Source organism: Luteimonas lutimaris, from assembly GCF_039537065.1.
Classification (GTDB): Bacteria; Pseudomonadota; Gammaproteobacteria; order Xanthomonadales; family Xanthomonadaceae; genus Luteimonas; species Luteimonas lutimaris.
The window spans coordinates 103,307-120,412 of record NZ_BAAAZU010000031.1; the positions used below are offsets into that span (position 1 = coordinate 103,307).

At 70.6% G+C, this 17,106-nt stretch carries 16 protein-coding genes; 8 read left to right on the forward strand and 8 right to left on the reverse strand.

Going from position 1 to position 17,106, the window contains the following annotated elements:
• Position 1 precedes the first annotated feature (1 nt).
• Positions 2-1,639, forward strand: a complete 1,638-nt coding sequence (locus ABD679_RS14185; RefSeq protein ID WP_344760660.1) for a sulfite reductase subunit alpha — start codon at positions 2-4, stop codon at positions 1,637-1,639.
• Positions 1,640-1,730: 91 nt separating this feature from the next.
• On the opposite strand, the gene ABD679_RS14190 is transcribed toward ABD679_RS14185, so the two are convergent.
• Positions 1,731-2,333: a HutD/Ves family protein gene (locus ABD679_RS14190; RefSeq protein WP_344760661.1), complete on the reverse strand. Its 603-nt coding sequence runs from the start codon at positions 2,331-2,333 to the stop codon at positions 1,731-1,733.
• 218 nt (positions 2,334-2,551) lie between these two features.
• The gene (locus tag ABD679_RS14195; RefSeq protein WP_344760662.1) at positions 2,552-2,899 is read right to left on the reverse strand and encodes a ComEA family DNA-binding protein; all 348 of its coding nucleotides are present in this window, start codon (positions 2,897-2,899) and stop codon (positions 2,552-2,554) included.
• A 203-nt stretch (positions 2,900-3,102) separates the two neighbouring features.
• Between ABD679_RS14195 and ABD679_RS14200 the strand changes: the two genes are divergently transcribed.
• Together ABD679_RS14200 and ABD679_RS14205 are read left to right on the forward strand one after the other, a co-directional pair.
• Positions 3,103-4,596 carry a M20 family metallopeptidase gene (locus ABD679_RS14200; RefSeq protein WP_344760663.1) on the forward strand — a complete coding sequence of 498 codons (1,494 nt, stop codon included), beginning with the start codon at positions 3,103-3,105 and terminating at the stop codon, positions 4,594-4,596.
• A gap of 73 nt (positions 4,597-4,669) precedes the next feature.
• Positions 4,670-4,954 carry a GlsB/YeaQ/YmgE family stress response membrane protein gene (locus ABD679_RS14205; protein WP_344760664.1) on the forward strand — a complete coding sequence of 95 codons (285 nt, stop codon included), beginning with the start codon at positions 4,670-4,672 and terminating at the stop codon, positions 4,952-4,954.
• Positions 4,955-5,040: 86 nt separating this feature from the next.
• Here the strand turns inward: ABD679_RS14205 and cysC are convergent, their stop codons facing one another.
• The 3 genes from cysC to ABD679_RS14220 form a co-directional block, all read right to left on the reverse strand.
• Complete coding sequence (cysC, locus tag ABD679_RS14210; RefSeq protein WP_344760665.1) at positions 5,041-6,942, reverse strand: adenylyl-sulfate kinase; 1,902 nt, start codon at positions 6,940-6,942, stop codon at positions 5,041-5,043.
• A gap of 66 nt (positions 6,943-7,008) precedes the next feature.
• On the reverse strand, positions 7,009-7,917 hold the full coding sequence (gene cysD / locus ABD679_RS14215) for a sulfate adenylyltransferase subunit CysD (RefSeq protein WP_344760666.1): 909 nt from the start codon (positions 7,915-7,917) through the stop codon (positions 7,009-7,011).
• 53 nt (positions 7,918-7,970) lie between these two features.
• The gene (locus ABD679_RS14220) at positions 7,971-9,389 is read right to left on the reverse strand and encodes a mannose-1-phosphate guanylyltransferase/mannose-6-phosphate isomerase (protein ID WP_344760667.1); all 1,419 of its coding nucleotides are present in this window, start codon (positions 9,387-9,389) and stop codon (positions 7,971-7,973) included.
• 118 nt (positions 9,390-9,507) lie between these two features.
• Between ABD679_RS14220 and murU the strand changes: the two genes are divergently transcribed.
• Positions 9,508-10,224: an N-acetylmuramate alpha-1-phosphate uridylyltransferase MurU gene (gene murU / locus ABD679_RS14225; protein ID WP_344760668.1), complete on the forward strand. Its 717-nt coding sequence runs from the start codon at positions 9,508-9,510 to the stop codon at positions 10,222-10,224.
• A 75-nt stretch (positions 10,225-10,299) separates the two neighbouring features.
• Here murU and hda read toward each other — a convergent pair whose 3' ends face one another.
• The 3 genes from hda to ABD679_RS14240 are packed head-to-tail and all read right to left on the reverse strand — an operon-like array spanning position 10,300 to position 13,348.
• Positions 10,300-11,022: a DnaA regulatory inactivator Hda gene (hda, locus tag ABD679_RS14230; RefSeq protein ID WP_344760669.1), complete on the reverse strand. Its 723-nt coding sequence runs from the start codon at positions 11,020-11,022 to the stop codon at positions 10,300-10,302.
• Positions 11,019-12,206: an AI-2E family transporter gene (locus ABD679_RS14235; protein WP_344760670.1), complete on the reverse strand. Its 1,188-nt coding sequence runs from the start codon at positions 12,204-12,206 to the stop codon at positions 11,019-11,021. Before ABD679_RS14235 ends, hda begins: the two co-directional genes overlap by 4 nt.
• Positions 12,207-12,232: 26 nt before the next feature.
• Entirely contained in the window at positions 12,233-13,348 is a 1,116-nt protein-coding gene (locus tag ABD679_RS14240; protein ID WP_344760671.1) for a DUF2066 domain-containing protein, read from the reverse strand.
• A gap of 183 nt (positions 13,349-13,531) precedes the next feature.
• On the opposite strand from ABD679_RS14240, the gene purM reads away from it, so the two are divergent.
• Genes purM through ABD679_RS14260 form a run of 4 tightly spaced genes read left to right on the forward strand, consistent with a single transcriptional unit; the run spans position 13,532 to position 16,760 of the window.
• Positions 13,532-14,590 (forward strand): phosphoribosylformylglycinamidine cyclo-ligase, encoded by a 1,059-nt coding sequence (gene purM, locus ABD679_RS14245; protein ID WP_425561908.1) that lies wholly within the window; start codon positions 13,532-13,534, stop codon positions 14,588-14,590.
• Between the two features lie 25 nt (positions 14,591-14,615).
• Complete coding sequence (gene purN, locus ABD679_RS14250) at positions 14,616-15,284, forward strand: phosphoribosylglycinamide formyltransferase (protein WP_344760870.1); 669 nt, start codon at positions 14,616-14,618, stop codon at positions 15,282-15,284.
• A gap of 10 nt (positions 15,285-15,294) precedes the next feature.
• Positions 15,295-16,071, forward strand: coding sequence for a DUF3108 domain-containing protein (locus ABD679_RS14255; RefSeq protein WP_344760673.1), 777 nt, complete (start codon positions 15,295-15,297; stop codon positions 16,069-16,071).
• 2 nt (positions 16,072-16,073) lie between these two features.
• Positions 16,074-16,760, forward strand: a complete 687-nt coding sequence (locus tag ABD679_RS14260; RefSeq protein WP_344760674.1) for a DUF3108 domain-containing protein — start codon at positions 16,074-16,076, stop codon at positions 16,758-16,760.
• Positions 16,761-17,106: the final 346 nt, after the last annotated feature.

Below are 17,106 nucleotides of genomic sequence, written 5' to 3' on the forward strand. Positions count from 1 at the left end.
CATGACCTCGACCTCCCCCGCGCCCCGCCGCCCGTCGTACGCGACCATCGGCAACGCCCTCGCCGTGGCCGGCGTGGTCGCGCTGGCACTGGCCTTCCTGCCCCTGCACGACGACGCCTGGTGGCCGGCGATGCCGCAGCGCGCGCGCTGGGCGTGGGCAGCGGCCGCGGTCGCGGCCTACACCGCGGCATGCGGGTGGCTGCTGTGGCGTTCGCGTCCGCGCCGCGAACACGACGCAACGGCCGGCAACGGCTCGCAGCTGCTGGTGGCCTGGGCCAGCCAGACGGGCTTCGCGCAGGAGCTGGCCGAACGCACCGCGGCTACGCTCGCGGGCGCCGGCACGCCGGTGCGGCTGCGCGAACTGTCGCAGGTCGATGCGGCCACGCTGGCCGCCACGCCGCGCGCGTTGTTCGTGGTCAGCACGACCGGCGAAGGCGACCCGCCCGACCCCGCGCTGGCGTTCGTCCGCGACGTGCTCGCCGCGCCGGCCGCGCTGGGTTCGCTGCAGTTCGCGGTACTGGCGCTGGGCGACCGCGAGTACGAGCACTTCTGCGGCTTCGGCCACAGCCTCGACCAGTGGCTGCGTCGGTCCGGGGCGACGCCGCTGTTCGACCTGGTCGAGGTCGACAACGGTGATGCCGGCGCACTGCGCCACTGGCAGCACCACCTGGGCCTGCTGGCGCAGGCGCCGGAGCTGCCGGACTGGTCGCCGGTCAGCTACGAGCCCTGGCAGCTGCGCGAGCGAGTCGAGCTCAATCCCGGCAGCGCCGGTGGTCCGGTGTTCCACCTTGCGCTGGCGGCACCGCCCGGTGCGCAGCCGCAATGGCAGGCCGGCGACATCGCCGAAATCGGCCCGCGCAACGCCGCCGCTGCGGTCGACGCGCTGCTGGGCACGCTGGGCCTGGCGGGCGACACACCGGTCGCGTCCGGCCACGGGATGCGGCCGTTGTCGGAGGCACTCGCACGCGCCCACCTGCCGGAACCCGCGGACGTCGCCGGCCTCGACGCGCAGGCGCTTGCCGCTGCGCTCAAGCCGCTGCCGCACCGCGAATACTCGATCGCCTCGATGCCGGGCGAAGGCAGCCTGCAGTTGCTGGTCCGCCACATGCGCCGTCCCGACGGCCGCAGCGGCCTGGGCAGCGGCTGGCTGTGCGGGCACGCCGCCGTGGGCGACCGTATCGACCTGCGCATCCGCGGCAACGCCAACTTCCATCCGCCCGCGCCCGAGCGGCCCCTGGTGCTCATCGGCAACGGCACCGGCATCGCCGGCCTGCGCGCGCACCTGGCCGCACGCGTGGCCGCAGGCGCGCACCGCAACTGGCTGCTGTTCGGCGAACGCAACCGCGAGCGCGACTTCCACTATCGCGGCGACATCGAGCGCTGGCAGGCCGACGGCTTCATCGAACGCCTCGAACTCGCCTTCTCCCGCGACGGCGACAGGCGCCGCTACGTCCAGCACGCCCTGCGCGACGCCGCCGACGCCCTGCGTGACTGGATCGACGCGGATGCCGCGATCTACGTCTGCGGCAGCCTGCAGGGCATGGCGCCGGGCGTCGACGCGGCGCTACGCGAAGTGCTGGGGGACGCGCGGGTCGAGCAGCTCCTGCTCGAAGGCCGCTATCGCCGCGACGTGTATTGAATGGCTTGCCTGCTTCCGGGGATGCGAATGTCCCCGGCACCCGCCTGCGCGGGATGACGGATTCGAAGCTGTCAGGCGCGGTGGCGCGGACCTAGGTGCGCGCGGAAGCCGGACGGTCGATCCGGATCACCAGCAGCTCCCCTCCGCCATCGAGCAGGTACCGCGTCCGCTCCGGCGCGACCAGCAGCGCCGTGTCTCCCGCCTGCATCCCGCCCGGGCTGGCGGCCCCGTCGAACCGCGCCTGGCCCGCCAGCAGGTGCAGCGCCCACGTTGTCCCCGGTTCTGCGAAGAACACCATCGGCCCTACCAGCGGGCGGTAGAGCAACTCGGCCGCGACCGCGTCGCGCCGCCACATCAGGTTGAAGTCGTGCGTGGGTCCGTCGACCAGCTCGCCGACCAGCGACCGCTCCCCGGCGAACCGCATCCGCCCGTGCGGCGGTTCCAGCAGACGGCATTCGCCGTCCTCGAAGCGCAGCCGCAGGCCGTTGCCGCGCAGCAGCACGAGCTCGCGGTCGACGCCGGGGAACGCGGAGAACGGCGCATCGCGCTCGATCTCGGCAATCGACAGCCGCCAGTCCCAGTCCGCGTCCGGTGCAGCCCGCTGCGCATGGATTTCGCGCGTCCAGCCAAGGCCGTTGCGCCAGTGCTCGCGGCGGTACTCGTTGGCAGAGATGACGCGGGAGCGGCCAGTCATGCCGGAAGTCTAGCCGCTGGGCAGGGGACGGACACCAGGTTCCGGATGCCGGCGCCCGACGGCTGCCCCCCCCCCAAAACAGCGCCACCCCGGATTGCGATCCCTCGCAACCCGGGGTGGCCACTTCCCTGTGGGGCGTCTTGCCCGTTCCAGCGGAGCCTCCGGCTCCCGACCGCCGGCCCCGCCTTTCCGTGGCGGCACCGGTGACGACCTGTTGCTCAGCGGTTGGCGGTACGCGTCGCCGGCGTCGCGGCGCGCGGCTTGGCGGTCAGCGCCTTCGGCTGCCGGGCGACATCGCTGCCGAACGAGATTCGGTCGCGGTTCTTCTCGATCGTCTTCAGGCCGATGCCCTTGACCAGCGCCAGCTGCTCGACGCTCTTGAATGCTCCGTGCGTCTTGCGGTAGTCGACGATGGCCTGCGCCTTGGACGGGCCAATGTTGACCAGCACGCGGTCGATGGTGTCCACGTCGGCGGTGTTGATGTTGATCCGTTCGCCCGCCAGCGCAGCGCCGGCCAGCAGCAGGGACAGGAACAGCGAGGCGAGAAGCGTCTTGATGGAAGTCATGTCTGGTTCCTTCGATTCAGTGGTGGATTCCGTTCGCCGGCGTCCGTTGCGCCGGTGGAGACAGTGTCCCCGCTCCCGCGGGCCCGGCCCATCGGCGCAAGCCGCGCGCTGGCGCAGGGATTTCCCGCGCCACGGCGTAGGGAAATTCCTACACGGCCGGGAGCGTAGAATCAGGGGTTTCAAAGACTGCGAGGCCCCGCTCCATGGATGCCAGCAAGATCGAAAGCTTCGTCGCCGGCAAATGGGACGACGAAATCGTCCCCCAGCTCGTCGAGTACATCCGGATCCCCAACAAATCGCCGATGTTCGACGCCGACTGGGTCAAGAACGGCTACATGGACGACGCCGTCAAGCTGATGGAAGGCTGGGCCCGCGCGCAGTCGATCCCGGGCATGACGCTCGAGGTGGTGCGCCTGGAAGGCCGCACGCCGCTGATCTTCATCGACATCCCCGCCTCCGGCCCGGAAACCGGCGACGACTGCGTGCTGCTCTACGGCCACCTGGACAAGCAGCCGGAGATGACCGGCTGGGACGACGACCTCGGCCCGTGGAAGCCGGTGCTGCGCGGCGACAAGCTCTACGGCCGCGGCGGCGCCGACGACGGCTACGCGATCTACGGCTCGCTGACCGCGGTCCAGGCGCTGCAGGACCAGGGCGCACCACATGCGCGCTGCGTGGTGCTGATCGAGGCCTGCGAGGAGTCGGGCAGCTACGACCTGCCGGCCTACGTCGACCACCTCGCCGACCGCATCGGCAAGCCGTCGCTGGTGGTGTGCCTGGACTCGGGCTGCGGCAACTACGACCAGCTGTGGTGCACGACCTCGCTGCGCGGCCTGGCCGGCGGCAACCTCACCGTGAAGGTGCTGGAGGAAGGCGTGCATTCCGGCGACGCCTCGGGCGTGGTGCCGTCGAGCTTCCGCCTGCTGCGCCAGCTGCTCTCGCGCGTTGAGGACGCCGACACCGGCCGCATCCTGCCCGAGGGCCTGCAGGCCGAAGTGCCGGCCGACCGCATGGCGCAGGCGCGCAAGTGCGCCGAAGTGCTCGATACCGCCGTCTACGACAAGTTCCCGTTCCTGCCGGGCATGACGCCGATGGCCGACGATCTCACCGAACTGGTGCTCAACCGCACCTGGCGTCCGGCGCTGTCCGTGACTGGCGTCGACGGCATGCCGTCGCTGGCCTCGGCCGGCAACGTGCTGCGCCCGCACACCGCGGTCAAACTCTCGCTGCGGCTGCCGCCGACGCTGGACGGCAAGGCCGCCGGCGACGTGCTCAAGGACGCACTGCTGAGCGACCCGCCCAACGGCGCCGACGTCACCCTGGAACTGGAAAAGGCCTCCACCGGCTGGAATGCCCCGGCGATGTCGCCGTGGCTGGAGACGTCCATCGACGACGCCAGTCAGGCGTTCTATGGCCGCCCGGCGATGTACATGGGCGAAGGCGGCTCGATCCCGTTCATGGGCATGCTCGGCGAGAAGTTCCCGGGCGCGCAGTTCATGATCACCGGCGTGCTGGGACCGCATTCCAACGCGCACGGGCCCAACGAGTTCCTGCACATCCCGATGGGCAAGCGCGTGACTGCCTGCGTGGCACGCGTGATCGCCGACCACCACGCGGCCAGCCTGCGCGGCGAGACCAGCGGCAGCGCGGTGGCCGCCGACAGCGGCGACCGCCACGGCGACCACGGCTGCTGCTGACAGCCGGTCCGGCGAGCGCGCCGGGGGCTGTTAAGCTTCGGCGCGATCTTCCACCAGATACAAGGGGATTGGAATGGAATTGTTCGGCAGCAGCAACTGGCTCTACATCATCCTGATCGGCTTCATCGTCGGCGTGCTGGCGCGCCTGCTCAAGCCCGGCAAGGACAGCATGGGCATCATCCTGACGATCCTGCTGGGCATCGCGGGCGCGCTGCTGGCCGGCTGGATCGGCCAGGCCACCGGCTATTACCAGCCCGGCGAACCGGCAGGCTTCATCGGCGCCCTGCTTGGCGCGATCGTGATCCTGGTCGTCGTCGGCCTGTTCCGGCGCAAGCGCACCACGCTGCCGCCGCGCTGACGTGACGGCGGAACGCAAGAAGCCGGGCAATGCCCGGCTTTTTGTTGTGTCGCAAACGGAGCCGAGCCGCCCCCGGCCTCCCGGCGTCAGTCGAGCAGGCGGGCGACCACCTGGTCCGCCAGCACCTCCGGTGCCGCCGCCATCGTGTCGAGCACCAGCTCCGCCCGCTCCGGCGGCTCGTACGGCGAATCGATGCCGGTGAAGTTCGGCAGTTCGCCACGCCGCGCCTTCGCGTACAGGCCCTTGGCGTCGCGGCGCTCGGCCTCGGCCAGCGGGGTGTCGACGAACACTTCCAGGAAATCCCCCTCGGCGAACAACGCACGCGCCGCGTCCCGTTCGGCGCGGAACGGCGAGATGAAGCTGACCAGCACGATCAGGCCGGCGTCGGTCATCAGCCTGGCCACCTCGGCGACGCGGCGCTGGTTCTCGACGCGGTCCTCGTCGGTGAAGCCCAGGTCGCGGTTGAGGCCGTGGCGCACGTTGTCGCCGTCGAGCAGGTAGGTGTGGCAGCCGCGTGCGACCAGGCCGCGCTCGACCAGGTTGGCGATCGTCGACTTGCCCGCGCCGGACAGGCCGGTGAACCACACGCAGCGCGGTCGCTGGCCCTTCTGCGCGGCGCGTATGGCGCGGTCGATATCCAGCGCCTGCCAGTGGATGTTGTCGGCGCGGCGCAGGCCGTGGCGGATCATGCCCGCCGCCACGGTGGCGCGGGTCAGCGGGTCGACCAGGATGAAGCCACCCAGCGCCGGCTCCTCGCGGTACGGCGCGAAGGCCACCTCCGCATCCAGCGACAGGGTCACCTCGCCGATCTCGTTGGCCTCCAGGTGGCGCGCGGCCAGCGGCTGCAGGGTCGCGGGGTCGAGCCTGTGGCGCAGTTCGCTGATGCGCACACCGACGTCACGCGGGCCGAGCCGGAACCGGTAGCGGCGCCCGGGCAGCAGGGCCGCCTCGTCGAACCACAGCAGGTCGGCGGAGAACTGGTCGCTGGCGGCCAGTGGCGCCTGCGCCGCGGCGAGCACGTCGCCGCGGCCGGCGTCGACGTCGTCGGCCAGGCGCACGGTCACCGCGTCACCCGCACCGGCATGTCCACCGCGCGCGCCGGCAACGGTGATCGCGGCAACGCGGGCGGCGACGCCCGCAGGCTCCACCCGCACCTGGTCGCCGGGCGCGAGCGCGCCGGAGCGCAGCGTGCCCGACAGCCAGCGCGCGCCGTCCGCGTCGCGCAGCACGCCCTGCACCGGCAGGCGCGCGGGCAGTCCCGCGGCGCGCGGTTCGACCTGCACGCTTTCGAGATGGCCAAGCACGTCCGGGCCGTCGTACCAGGCGAAGTTCGACGACGGTTGCGTCACGTTCTCGCCCGTGGCCGCGGCCAGCGGGATCGCGACGACGTCGTCGATACCCAGCCGCGCGGCGTGGGCGCGATAGGCGGCGGCGATGGCGTCGAACACCGCCTGGTCGTAGCCGGTGCGGTCCATCTTGTTCACCGCCAGCAGCACGTGGCGCACGCCGAACAGTCCCGCGATCGCGGTATGCCGGAAGGTCTGCGGCAGCAGCCCGCGCGTCGCGTCCACCAGCACGATGGCAAGGTCGGCGAGCGACGCACCCGTGGCCATGTTGCGCGTGTACTGCGCGTGCCCGGGGCAGTCGGCGATCAGGAACCGGCGTCGCGGCGTCTGCAGGTGGCGCCAGGCCACGTCGATGGTGATGCCCTGCTCGCGTTCGGCCTCGAGGCCGTCGAGCAGCAGTGCGTAATCGATGTCGGTGCCGCGCGTCCCGTGCGCGGCGCTGGCGCGCACGAGCGCGGCCTTCTCGTCCTCCGGCACGCGCCCGGCTTCGAACAGCAATCGCCCGATCAGCGTGCTCTTGCCGTCGTCGACGCTGCCGCAGGCGACGACACGCAGGAGCCGGGAGCCGGGCCCCGGGGCGCGGGTCCCGGTGGAGCCCGCAGCAGCCTGCGCATGCGGGGAGGATGAGGCCGGTTCATTCATGGCAAACACATTGTCCAGTTGGATGGATCGCTCGACCGCGAGCCCCGAGTCCCGAGTCCCGAGCCTTCAGAAGTAACCCTCGCGCTTCTTCTTCTCCATCGAATCGCCCTCGGCATGGTCGATCAGCCGCCCGGAACGCTCCGACTGCGTGCCCGCCTCCATCTCGGCGATGAGCGCATCGAGGTCGGTCGCATCCGATTCCACCGCCCCGGTCAGCGGATAACAGCCCAGGGTGCGGAACCGCACGCGGCGCATCGCCGGAGATTCGCCGGGTTCGAGCCGGAAGCGGTCGTCGTCGACCATGATCAGCGCGCCGCCGCGCTCGACCACCGGCCGCGGCGCGGCGAAGTACAGCGACACCACGGGAATCCCCTCGCGGCGGATGTAGCGCCACACGTCCAGCTCGGTCCAGTTCGACAGCGGGAACACGCGCACGCTTTCGCCGGGGCCGACCTGCGCGTTGTACTGGTCCCACAGCTCCGGGCGCTGCCGGCGTGGATCCCAGCGGTGGCGCGCATCGCGGAAGGAAAACACGCGCTCCTTGGCGCGCGACTTCTCCTCGTCGCGGCGGGCACCGCCGATGGCGGCGTCGTACCCGCCCGCCTCCAGCGCCTGCTTCAGCGCCTGGGTCTTCATGATGTCGGTGTGGACGCTGGCACCGTGGGTCTGCGGCCCGACGCCGTCACGCACGCCGTCGGCGTTGACGTGCACGCGAAGCTCGACCCCGGTTTCCGCGGCGCGGCGGTCGCGGAAGGCGATCATCTCGCGGAACTTCCAGGTGGTATCGACGTGTAGCAGCGGAATCGCCGGCCTGGCCGGCGCAAAGGCCTTGAGCAGCAGGTGCAGCAGCACCGAGCTGTCCTTGCCGATCGAATACAGCAGCACCGGGTTGCGGCACTGGGCAGCGACCTCGCGCAGGATGTACAGGCTTTCGGCCTCGAGCTGGTCGAGGTCGCGGTCGTCGGGGGCGGTCATCGGCTGGCATTGTAGCCAGCACGGAGGTTGAGGGCCGGGGATCGGGGCTGGAATCAGGCCCGCCCGTACACGTCCTCGTAGCGCACGATGTCGTCCTCGCCCAGGTAGTCGCCCGACTGCACCTCGATCAGCTCCAGCATCCCGGTGCCCGGGTTCTCAAGCCGATGCCTGGCGCCCAGCGGGATATAGGCCGACTGGTTGGCGTGCAGGTCGAACACGTCGTTGTCGCGGGTCACGCGGGCCGTGCCGCGGACCACGATCCAGTGCTCGGCACGGTGCTTGTGCGATTGCAGCGACAGCCGCGCGCCGGGCTTGACCTTGATCCGCTTGACCTGGAAGCCATCGTCCTGGTCCACCGAGTCGTAACTGCCCCACGGCCGGTGCACCTCGCGGTGCAGGACGGCGTGGCTGCGCTGGTCGGCCTTCAACCTGGCAACCACGTCCTTGACCTGCTGCACCTTGTCCTTGCGCGCGACCAGCACTGCGTCGTCGGTCTCCACCACCACCAGGTCCTCGACGCCGACCAGCGCCACCAGCCGCCGCGCATACGCGTAGCTGTTGCGGCTGTCGACCGCGATCACGTCGCCGTGGCGGGCGTTGCCGTCGCCGTCCTGCTCGCTGACGTCCCACAGCGCGGACCACGAGCCGACGTCGTTCCAGCCGATGTCAACGGGCAGCACCATCGCGCGGTCGGTCTTTTCCATCACCGCGTAGTCGATCGAATCCGAAGGGCTGGCGGCAAACGCGTCCTTGTCCAGGCGCACGAAGTCGCCGTCGCGCTTGGCGGCATCGAAGGCGGCGCGCACGGCGGCAAGGATGTCGGGGCGGAAGCGGCCGAGTTCCTCGAGGTAGCGCGAGGCGCGCAGCAGGAACATGCCGCTGTTCCAGTAGTAGCCGCCGGCCTCGAGGTACTGGCGCGCGGTGTCGGCGTCGGGCTTTTCGACGAAGCGCAGGACGCGGCGCACACCCTCGCCCGGCTCGGCCTGGATGTAGCCGAAGCCGGTTTCCGGCGACTCGGGCACGATGCCGAAGGTCACCAGCGCGCCCTCCGCGGCCGCCGGGCTGGCGGCGCGCACCGCGTCGCGGAACGCGTCCGCGTCGCGCACCACGTGGTCGGACGGCAGCACCAGCAGCAGCGGGTCGTCGCCGCCCGCCATGGCCTGCAGCGCGGCCGCGGCGATCGCCGGCGCGGTGTTGCGGCCGACGGGTTCGAGCACGATGGCCGCGTGCTCCACGCCAACCTGCCGCAGCTGTTCGGCTGCAAGGAACCGGTGTTCCTCGTTCGCCACTACGAGCGGCGCGGCATCGCCGGCCAGGCCTGCCACCCGCAGCCAGGTGTCCTGCAGCATCGTGCGTTCGCCGGCCAGCGGCAGGAACTGCTTGGGATAGGCCTCGCGCGACAGCGGCCACAGGCGCGTGCCGGAGCCGCCGGAAAGCAGGACCGGTTGCAGCGGAATGGCTTGATCGGGCATCTGTCGTCTCGTCGTAGTGGGCCGTTGGAGTTTACCCTGTACCCCGAATTTTTCCGATGACCGGGGGCGGAATGCCCAACTCCAGCGAACGCGGCGGGCAACGCCGCGCGGCCACGAAGTGAAGGCGCTCGTCTTCGCCGCGGGCCTCGGCGAGCGCATGCGTCCGCTCACCGACACCACGCCCAAGCCCCTGCTGGAAGCCGGCGGCAAGCCGCTGATCGCCTGGCATTTGGAGAAACTCGCGGCGATCGGCGTGCGCGAGGTGGTCATCAATACCAGCTGGCTGGCCGCTCAGTTCCCGGAGGCGCTGGGCGACGGCAGCCGCTGGGGCCTGCACATCCACTACTCGTACGAGGGTGGAACACCCCTGGAAACAGGAGGCGGCATGCACCACGCGCTGCCGCTGCTGTGCAGCGACGGCGACGCGCCGTTCATCGCCGTCAACGGGGACATCTGGACCGACTACGACTTCTCCCGCCTGCCGCGCGAGCCCGCAGGCAACGCCCACCTGGTGATGGTCGACAATCCACCGCACCACCCCGGGGGCGATTTCGTCCTGCTGCCGGATGGCCGCCTGCACGGCGGGGACACGCAGCGCCTGACCTTCTCCGGCATCGGCGTCTACCGGCCCGCGCTGCTGCACGACTGGCGCAGCATCATCGGCGACGCACCGGGCAGCGGCGATACGCCGCCGCGATTCCCCCTCGCCCCGCTCCTGCGGGCCGCGATCCGGGACGGCGCCGCCACCGGCGAACACCACGCAGGCGCGTGGACCGACGTCGGCACCCCGCAGCGGCTGGCCCGGCTGGATGCGGCGCTCGCTGCGGCGCGGTAAAGCACTGCGACGATTTCCCGCGCTGGTCGCTGATCGCCGGAGCTCTTCCGCGGCAACGAACGGGCCGCCGCACCTTCAACTGCGCGCCGCGCCCTCCAGCACCTCGCGCAGGAATGGCACCGTGATCCGCCGCTGCGCTGCCAGCGATGCCCGGTCGAGGCGGTCGAACAGCGCGGCCAGGCTCGACAGGTCGCGGTCGACGCGCCGCAGCAGCCAGTCGATGGCCGCTTCGTCGATCGACAGCCCTCGGCGCCGGGCGCGCAGCCGCAGCACTTCGCGACGGCCGTCGTCGTCGAGCGGCGCCAGCACGATGCGGGTGCACTGCGACAGCCGCGAGCGCAGGTCGGGCAGTGCCAGCGGCAGCGCGTCGGGCGCGACGCGCGCGGTATAGAGCACCGCGGTGCCGGCATCGCGGGCGCGGTTGTGGAAGGCGAACAGCGCGACCTCGTCGTCGCGCAGGCCGGCGACGGCATCCAGCCCGTCGAGCGCGATGAAGTCGTTGTCCTGCAGCGCGTCGAGCGCCTCGCGCATCCGGCCCGCAGCCGCCGGCAGCGGCAGGTAGGCGACGCGGCGTCCCGCGGCCTCGGCCGCCGCGCACGCGGCCAGCGCGAGGTGGGTCTTGCCCGACGCCGGCGCGCCGGCCAGGTACAGCCAGTCGCCGCCCTGGCCGGTGGCCAGCGCCTCGACCTGCGCCAGCGCACCGGTCGGTGCGCCGACAAAACCATCGAGTCGCTGGTCGGGCGGATAGCGCAGCGCCAACGGCAGCTGCGCGGCCGCTGGCTCGCGCGTGCCGCTCATGCCTTGTCTTCGCCTTCGCCGTCGTCTTCGACGTCGTCGCCGACGATGACAATACCGCTTTCCGTGGCGCGCTCGGCCGGGACCACGATCGCCGGCGCCCTGCCCGCATACAGGCGGCTCTGCGTGTAGCGCTCATGCGCGTAGCGCAGCAGCACGTTGGCCACCGCCGCCACCGGCAGCGCCAGCAGCATGCCGAGGAAGCCGAACAGCTGGCCGCCGGCCAGCACCGCGAAGATCACCGCCACCGGATGCAGGCCGATGCGGTCGCCGACCAGCTTGGGCGTGAGCCAATAGCTCTCGATGACCTGGCCGATGCCGAACACGGCCAGCACGCCGGCCACGTGCTTCCAGTCGCCGTACTGCACCAGCGCGGCGATGACGCCGAAGATCAGGCCGCTGGCCGGCCCCAGGTAGGGCACGAAGGTCAGCAGGCCGGCGACGATACCGATCAACAGGCCCAGGTCCAGGCCGATCGCCCACAGGCCGATGCCGTACATCGCGCCGAGCACCAGCATCACCGTGAACTGCCCGCGCAGGAATCCGCCGAGCATCTCGCTCGACTCCTCCGCCAGCCGCGACACCACCGGCAGGTGGTCGCGCGGCACCAGCGACGCGGCGCGTTCGACGAACACGTCCCAGTCACGCAGGAAGAAGAACGTCAGCACCGGGATCAGCACGACGTTGGCCACCATCGCGAACACCGCGAACCCCGAGCGCGACAGGTAGCCCAGCGCGGTGGTGGCAAAGCCGCCGGCGCGCTCCCAGTGCACGCGCAATTGTTCGATCAGGTATTCGGGGTCGAGCCAGGTCGACAGCTCCAGCCGCGTGCGCTGCTCCAGCCACGGCACCGCCGTTTCGGCGAACCAGTCGCGGTAGTGCGGCAGCGACTGCACCAGGGTGGCGACCTGCCGCTGCAGCATCGGCATCAGGATCAGCAGCGACAGCGCCAGCAGCAGCGCCATCAGCGCGAACACCAGGATCACCGAAAGGTTGCGCGACCGCCCCGCCCGCTCCAGCCGGTCGACCAGCGGGTCACCCAGCCAGCCAAGCAGCGCGGCGACGACGAACGGCGTCAGGATCGGGCCCATCAGCCACACCAGCCAGCCGGTGGCCAGCGCCACCAGCGCCCACTGCAGGCGCCTGACGAAACGGGCGATGTCGCCCAATGCTTTGGTGTCGTTCATCAGTGGCGTCCGTCAGGCAGGCGCAATCAGAGCAGGCGGAACACCGCGGGCGCGACGACCACGTCCTGTGCAGGCTCCTCCCCGTCGGCGGGCGCACCCACCTCCAGCAGCACGTCCTTGTCGACCATGCGCCGGAAGCCTGGCAGGCCGGTGAGCAGGTCGAGGTCGACTTCCAGCGTGTCCTGGGTCGCCCGCAGCGGCGTGATCCCGCGCACCACCGACATGCCCTGCAGCAGTCCCGACAGGCGCGCGTAGTCGGCGCCGCTGTCGATGCCGGTGAAGGTCACGCGGTACTTGCCCGCCGGTCCCGACGGGCTGCGCTTGGCATAGCGCTTGGTCAGCGCGTTGGCCGCGCCGTCGGCGCCGCCGGCCATCGCGCGGCGCGCGTCGCCCTCGCTGTCGCTCCACTTCGACAGCACGCGGCCGTTGTCGACGAAGATCCAGTCCGCCGTCCAGCCGCCCTTGCTGCGGTAGAGCTTGCCGATCAGCTGCATCGGCGGGCTGTAGCGCGACGACAGGCGCGCGATCGTCGCGGTCTCGCCGCGCCAGATCGCGCCCACGGCCGCCTGTTCGGCGGCGCTGCCCGACGGCAGGCCGAGGCTGAAGCCACGCTGCTTGGCCCGCTGCAGCACCGAGCGGGCGACGTTGTTCTGCCCCAGCGCCACCAGGCGCGGGCCGGAGCCATCGTCGATCGCCAGCCACAGCACCGGCTTGGGCCGCGGGGTCGGCCATACCGGCACGCCCAGCGCCGACGCCAGCGCATCCACATCATCCTCGCGGAAGCGCACGACCAGCTTGGTGCTGAAGCTCGGCGCGCCGCTCGCCGACACGCCCTCGTCCTGCCGGTAGTCGTAGCCGTCGACGTAGTCGCCGGCGCGGCGCAGTTCGCGGCTGACGCCCGGCATGCGGGCCACGCCGCGGTCGCCGGACAGCTTGCCCAGCACTTCGGCCAGCGCACGCGAGAACGCCGCCTTGCGCTCGGCCTCGCCCTGGCTGTTGACCGTCACCTCGGCGGCATAGACGCCTTGCGCGACCGCGCGATCGCCCTCCATGCGCTGCGCCTGGGCACCGGTCGCCGCCAGCATCGTCGCCAGCAAGAGGCCGGTTGCCCAGGCCCACCGGTTCCGGATTGTTCGCTGCATTGTTCCATCCTGCCTGCACGCCAGCGGAAATGGTGCCACAAAGGCGTCCGCCTGATTTCGCGTCGGTGCTCCGCAGCGGTGCCATTCCCTGAACACCACGCCCTGGACACCAGGCGTCCCGCGGGCACGGCCGCGGCGCCCGCGGCTGTTAAAATCGCCGTTTCCCTGCCCAGGCGAGTCGTCGTGACCGGCCAGACCCCTTCCGCACCCGCTCCGATGACCTATCGCGAAGCCGGCGTCGACATCGACGCGGGCAACGAACTGGTCGAACGCATCAAGCCGCTGGTCAAGCGCAGTTTCCGCCCCGAGGTGATGGGCGGGCTGGGCGGCTTCGGCGCCCTGTTCGACCTGTCCGGCAAGTACCGCGAGCCGGTACTGGTCTCCGGCACCGACGGCGTGGGCACCAAGCTCAAGCTCGCCCAGCAGCTGGGCCGCCACGACACGATCGGCATCGACCTGGTCGGCATGTGCGTCAACGACGTGCTGGTGCAGGGCGCCGAGCCGCTGTTCTTCCTCGACTACTTCGCCACCGGCAAGCTCGACATCGACACCGCCGCCGCCGTGGTCGGCGGCATCGCCCGGGGCTGCGAACTGGCCGGCTGCGCGCTGATCGGCGGCGAGACCGCGGAAATGCCGGACATGTACGCGGCGGGCGAATACGACCTGGCCGGCTTCACCGTCGGCGCGGTCGAGAAGTCCGAACTGCGCGACGGCGGCCGCGTCGAGGCCGGCGACGTGCTCATTGGCATCGCCTCCAGCGGCCCGCATTCGAACGGCTACTCGCTGGTCCGCCGCATCTTCGACCGCGCCGGCCGACCGGGCGGGCTCGACCTCGGCGGCGTGACGCTGGAGGACGCGCTGATGGCGCCGACCGCGCTGTACGTCAAGCCGGTGCTGGCGCTGCTGCGCGGCGACAGCGGCGCGGCGATCCACGCCATGGCCCACGTCACCGGCGGCGGCCTGACCGAGAACATCATCCGCGTCGTCCCCGAGGGCCTGGGGCTGGAGATCGAAGCCTCGGCGATCGTTCTGCCGCCGGTGTTCGAATGGCTGCAGCGCGAAGGCGCGGTCGCCGACGCGGAGATGTGGCGCACTTTCAACTGCGGCATCGGCTTCGTGCTGGTGGTGCCCGCGGCGGCCCTCGCGGCGGTGGAAGCCGATCTCGACCGCCTCGCGCTGTCGCACCGGCGGATCGGCGAAGTCGTCAAGTCCAACGGTGGCGAACGTGTCCGCATCGGCTGACCGCTCTCCCGATTCCCGATTCCCGATTCCCGATTCCCGGCCTCCCTGCCGCATCGCCGCCCTCGCCTCCGGACGCGGCAGCAACCTGCAGGCACTGCTGGACGCGATCGACGGCGGATCGCTGGCGGCGCAGGTCGTCGGGGTGTTCTCGGACCGTTCGAAAGCCGCCGCCCTGCAGCGCGCGCGCGACGCCGGCATCCCGGCACGGTCGCTGTCGCCGAAGGCGTTCGCCAGCCGCGCCGCATTCGACGCCGCGCTGTTCGACGCGATCGACGAGGTGCAGCCGGACCTGATTGTCTGCGCCGGCTACATGCGCCTGATCAGCGGCGGAGCCGTCGACGCCCGCCGCGGCCGCATCATCAATATCCATCCGTCGCTGCTGCCGGCGTTCAAGGGCCTGCACACCCACCAGCAGGCGCTCGATGCCGGCGTGGCCGAGCATGGCGCCAGCGTCCACTTCGTCACCCCCGATCTCGACGGCGGCCCGGTGATCGCGCAGGCGCGGGTGCCGGTGCTGCCGGGCGACGACGCCGACACCCTTGCCGCGCGCGTGCTCGAGCGCGAACACCCGCTGCTGGTGGAAACGGTGCGCTGGCTCGCCGCCGGCCGCATCGCGCTGGCTGAAGATGCCGTTCAGGTGGACGGCGTTGCCGGGCCGCCGCTTCAGCTGGCAGCCAACCAGCGCTTTGCATGATGGCGCCCCGATGAAAACCCTCCCCACCCTCGCCCTGCTCACCGCGCTGGCCTGGCCGACGGCCCATGCGCAGGAGGCAGCCGCGCCACAGCCGGCGCAGCCGGCCGCGCAAACCGCGGAAGAAACGCCGCGGCCCGCGCTGGAACCCTTCGTCGCCACCTACGAGGCGTACAACAAGGGCGACCTGGCCGGCAACGCCACCATGCAGGTCGTGCACAACGGCGGCCAGCAGTGGCGCGTCGACCTGGGCATCAAGGGCAACCGCGGCTTCGCCGGCATCCTCGGGCTCAACATCCAGCAGAGCACGGTGTTCGACGACATCGGCGGCCAGTTCCGCCCGCTCACCCAGAGCACGGTCCGCAAGGGCCTGTTCCTGGGCAAGAAGATCAACGGCGTCTACGACTGGGACACGCACACCGCGCAGTGGCAGGGCAGCATCAAGGACGAACGCAGCAAGCCGATCGTCCTGCACGAAGGCGACATGAGCGGCCTGCTGATCAACCTCGCGGTGATCCGCGACGCCCGCCCCGGCGCGCGGCTGCAGTACCACTTCGTCGACGGCGGCCGCGTGCGCGACCATATCTACCAGGTCGCCGACGAGACCGAGACGGTCGAGGTCGCCGGGCTGAGCTATACCGCGATGCGCGTTTCACGCGTCAACGGCGGCAACGATGAGACGATCTTCTGGGTCGTCAACGGCGTGCCGACGCCGGTGCGCATGCTCCAGCGCGAAAACGGCAGGGACGGCATCGACCTGCGCCTGATCGAATACCAGGGAACCCAATGATGATGAAAACCACCGGCATCAAGAAGCCTCTCCTCCTCGGCGCGGCGCTGTTCGCGCTGGCCAGCACGTCCGCGCTGGCGGTCGAGCCGTTCTCCGCCAGCTACCAGGCCAGCTACATGGGCCTGCAGGGCAACGGCAGGATGACGCTCGAGTCGCAGGGCAACGACCGCTGGAAGTACACCCTGAGCATCGGCAGCAACGGCATCCAGCTCAACCAGAGCACCGTGTTCGAGGACCGTGACGGCAAGTGGCGCCCGCTGTCGGGCACCGACTCGTCGATGCTGCTGATCAAGAAGACCGACAAGAAAGCGACCTACGACTGGGACAAGGGCGTGGCCACCTGGAGCGGCGACGTCAAGGCCGACCGCGCCGGCCCGGTGAAGCTGCAGGCCGGCGACGTCGACGCGCTCCTGCTCAACCTGGAACTCGCGCGCGACGTGCCCGCCGGCAAGCCGCTGCAGTACCGCATGGTCGAGGACGGCCGGGTCAAGACGCTGGCCTACAAGGTCGTCGGCAAGGACGAAATCACCGTCGGCGGCAAGACCCACACCGCGACCAAGGTGTCGAACAGGAACGGCGACAAGGAAACCATCGCCTGGGTGGTCGAAGGCATCCCGGTCCCGGCGCGCATCCTGCAGCGCAAGAACGGCAAGGACGAGATCGACCTGCGGATCCAGTCGGTGCAGTAGCCCGGCCTTGGCTTCGGCCGCGTAGCGGGCGAAACGCCTTTGATCTTGCCTTGGCTGACATGCCTGGCGGGCGCAAACACCCAAAAGCCATAAGTGCAAACGTCAGAAGCTTTCGCCTTCGGCGACTTCATTTCTTTTGATGAGCGTCAAAAGAAACGGAAGCAAAGAAAAACGCTTTGCGTCCACAGCAAACCCGGCTATTCACTGGTGAAGGGATTTTTCTACGGGACATCCTGTCCCATAGAAAAACGCTGCACATCCGTGTGCAGCGCCCTCCGGGTCTGCAGGCATGCCGAGGTGCGGTGGGGCCTTCAGAAGCGAAGGGCAAGATCAAAAGCAGGATCAA

Coding starts and splice junctions, on each gene's coding strand:
- ABD679_RS14195 (WP_344760662.1), bottom strand. CDS start 2,899: ATGACTTCCATCAAGACGCTTCTCGCCTCGCTGTTCCTGTCCCTGCTG.
- ABD679_RS14260 (WP_344760674.1), top strand. CDS start 16,074: ATGAAAACCACCGGCATCAAGAAGCCTCTCCTCCTCGGCGCGGCGCTG.
- ABD679_RS14190 (WP_344760661.1), bottom strand. CDS start 2,333: ATGACTGGCCGCTCCCGCGTCATCTCTGCCAACGAGTACCGCCGCGAG.
- ABD679_RS14255 (WP_344760673.1), top strand. CDS start 15,295: ATGAAAACCCTCCCCACCCTCGCCCTGCTCACCGCGCTGGCCTGGCCG.
- ABD679_RS14185 (WP_344760660.1), top strand. CDS start 2: ATGACCTCGACCTCCCCCGCGCCCCGCCGCCCGTCGTACGCGACCATC.
- ABD679_RS14200 (WP_344760663.1), top strand. CDS start 3,103: ATGGATGCCAGCAAGATCGAAAGCTTCGTCGCCGGCAAATGGGACGAC.
- cysC (WP_344760665.1), bottom strand. CDS start 6,942: ATGAATGAACCGGCCTCATCCTCCCCGCATGCGCAGGCTGCTGCGGGC.
- hda (WP_344760669.1), bottom strand. CDS start 11,022: ATGAGCGGCACGCGCGAGCCAGCGGCCGCGCAGCTGCCGTTGGCGCTG.
- ABD679_RS14235 (WP_344760670.1), bottom strand. CDS start 12,206: ATGAACGACACCAAAGCATTGGGCGACATCGCCCGTTTCGTCAGGCGC.
- ABD679_RS14220 (WP_344760667.1), bottom strand. CDS start 9,389: ATGCCCGATCAAGCCATTCCGCTGCAACCGGTCCTGCTTTCCGGCGGC.
- cysD (WP_344760666.1), bottom strand. CDS start 7,917: ATGACCGCCCCCGACGACCGCGACCTCGACCAGCTCGAGGCCGAAAGC.
- ABD679_RS14240 (WP_344760671.1), bottom strand. CDS start 13,348: ATGCAGCGAACAATCCGGAACCGGTGGGCCTGGGCAACCGGCCTCTTG.
- ABD679_RS14205 (WP_344760664.1), top strand. CDS start 4,670: ATGGAATTGTTCGGCAGCAGCAACTGGCTCTACATCATCCTGATCGGC.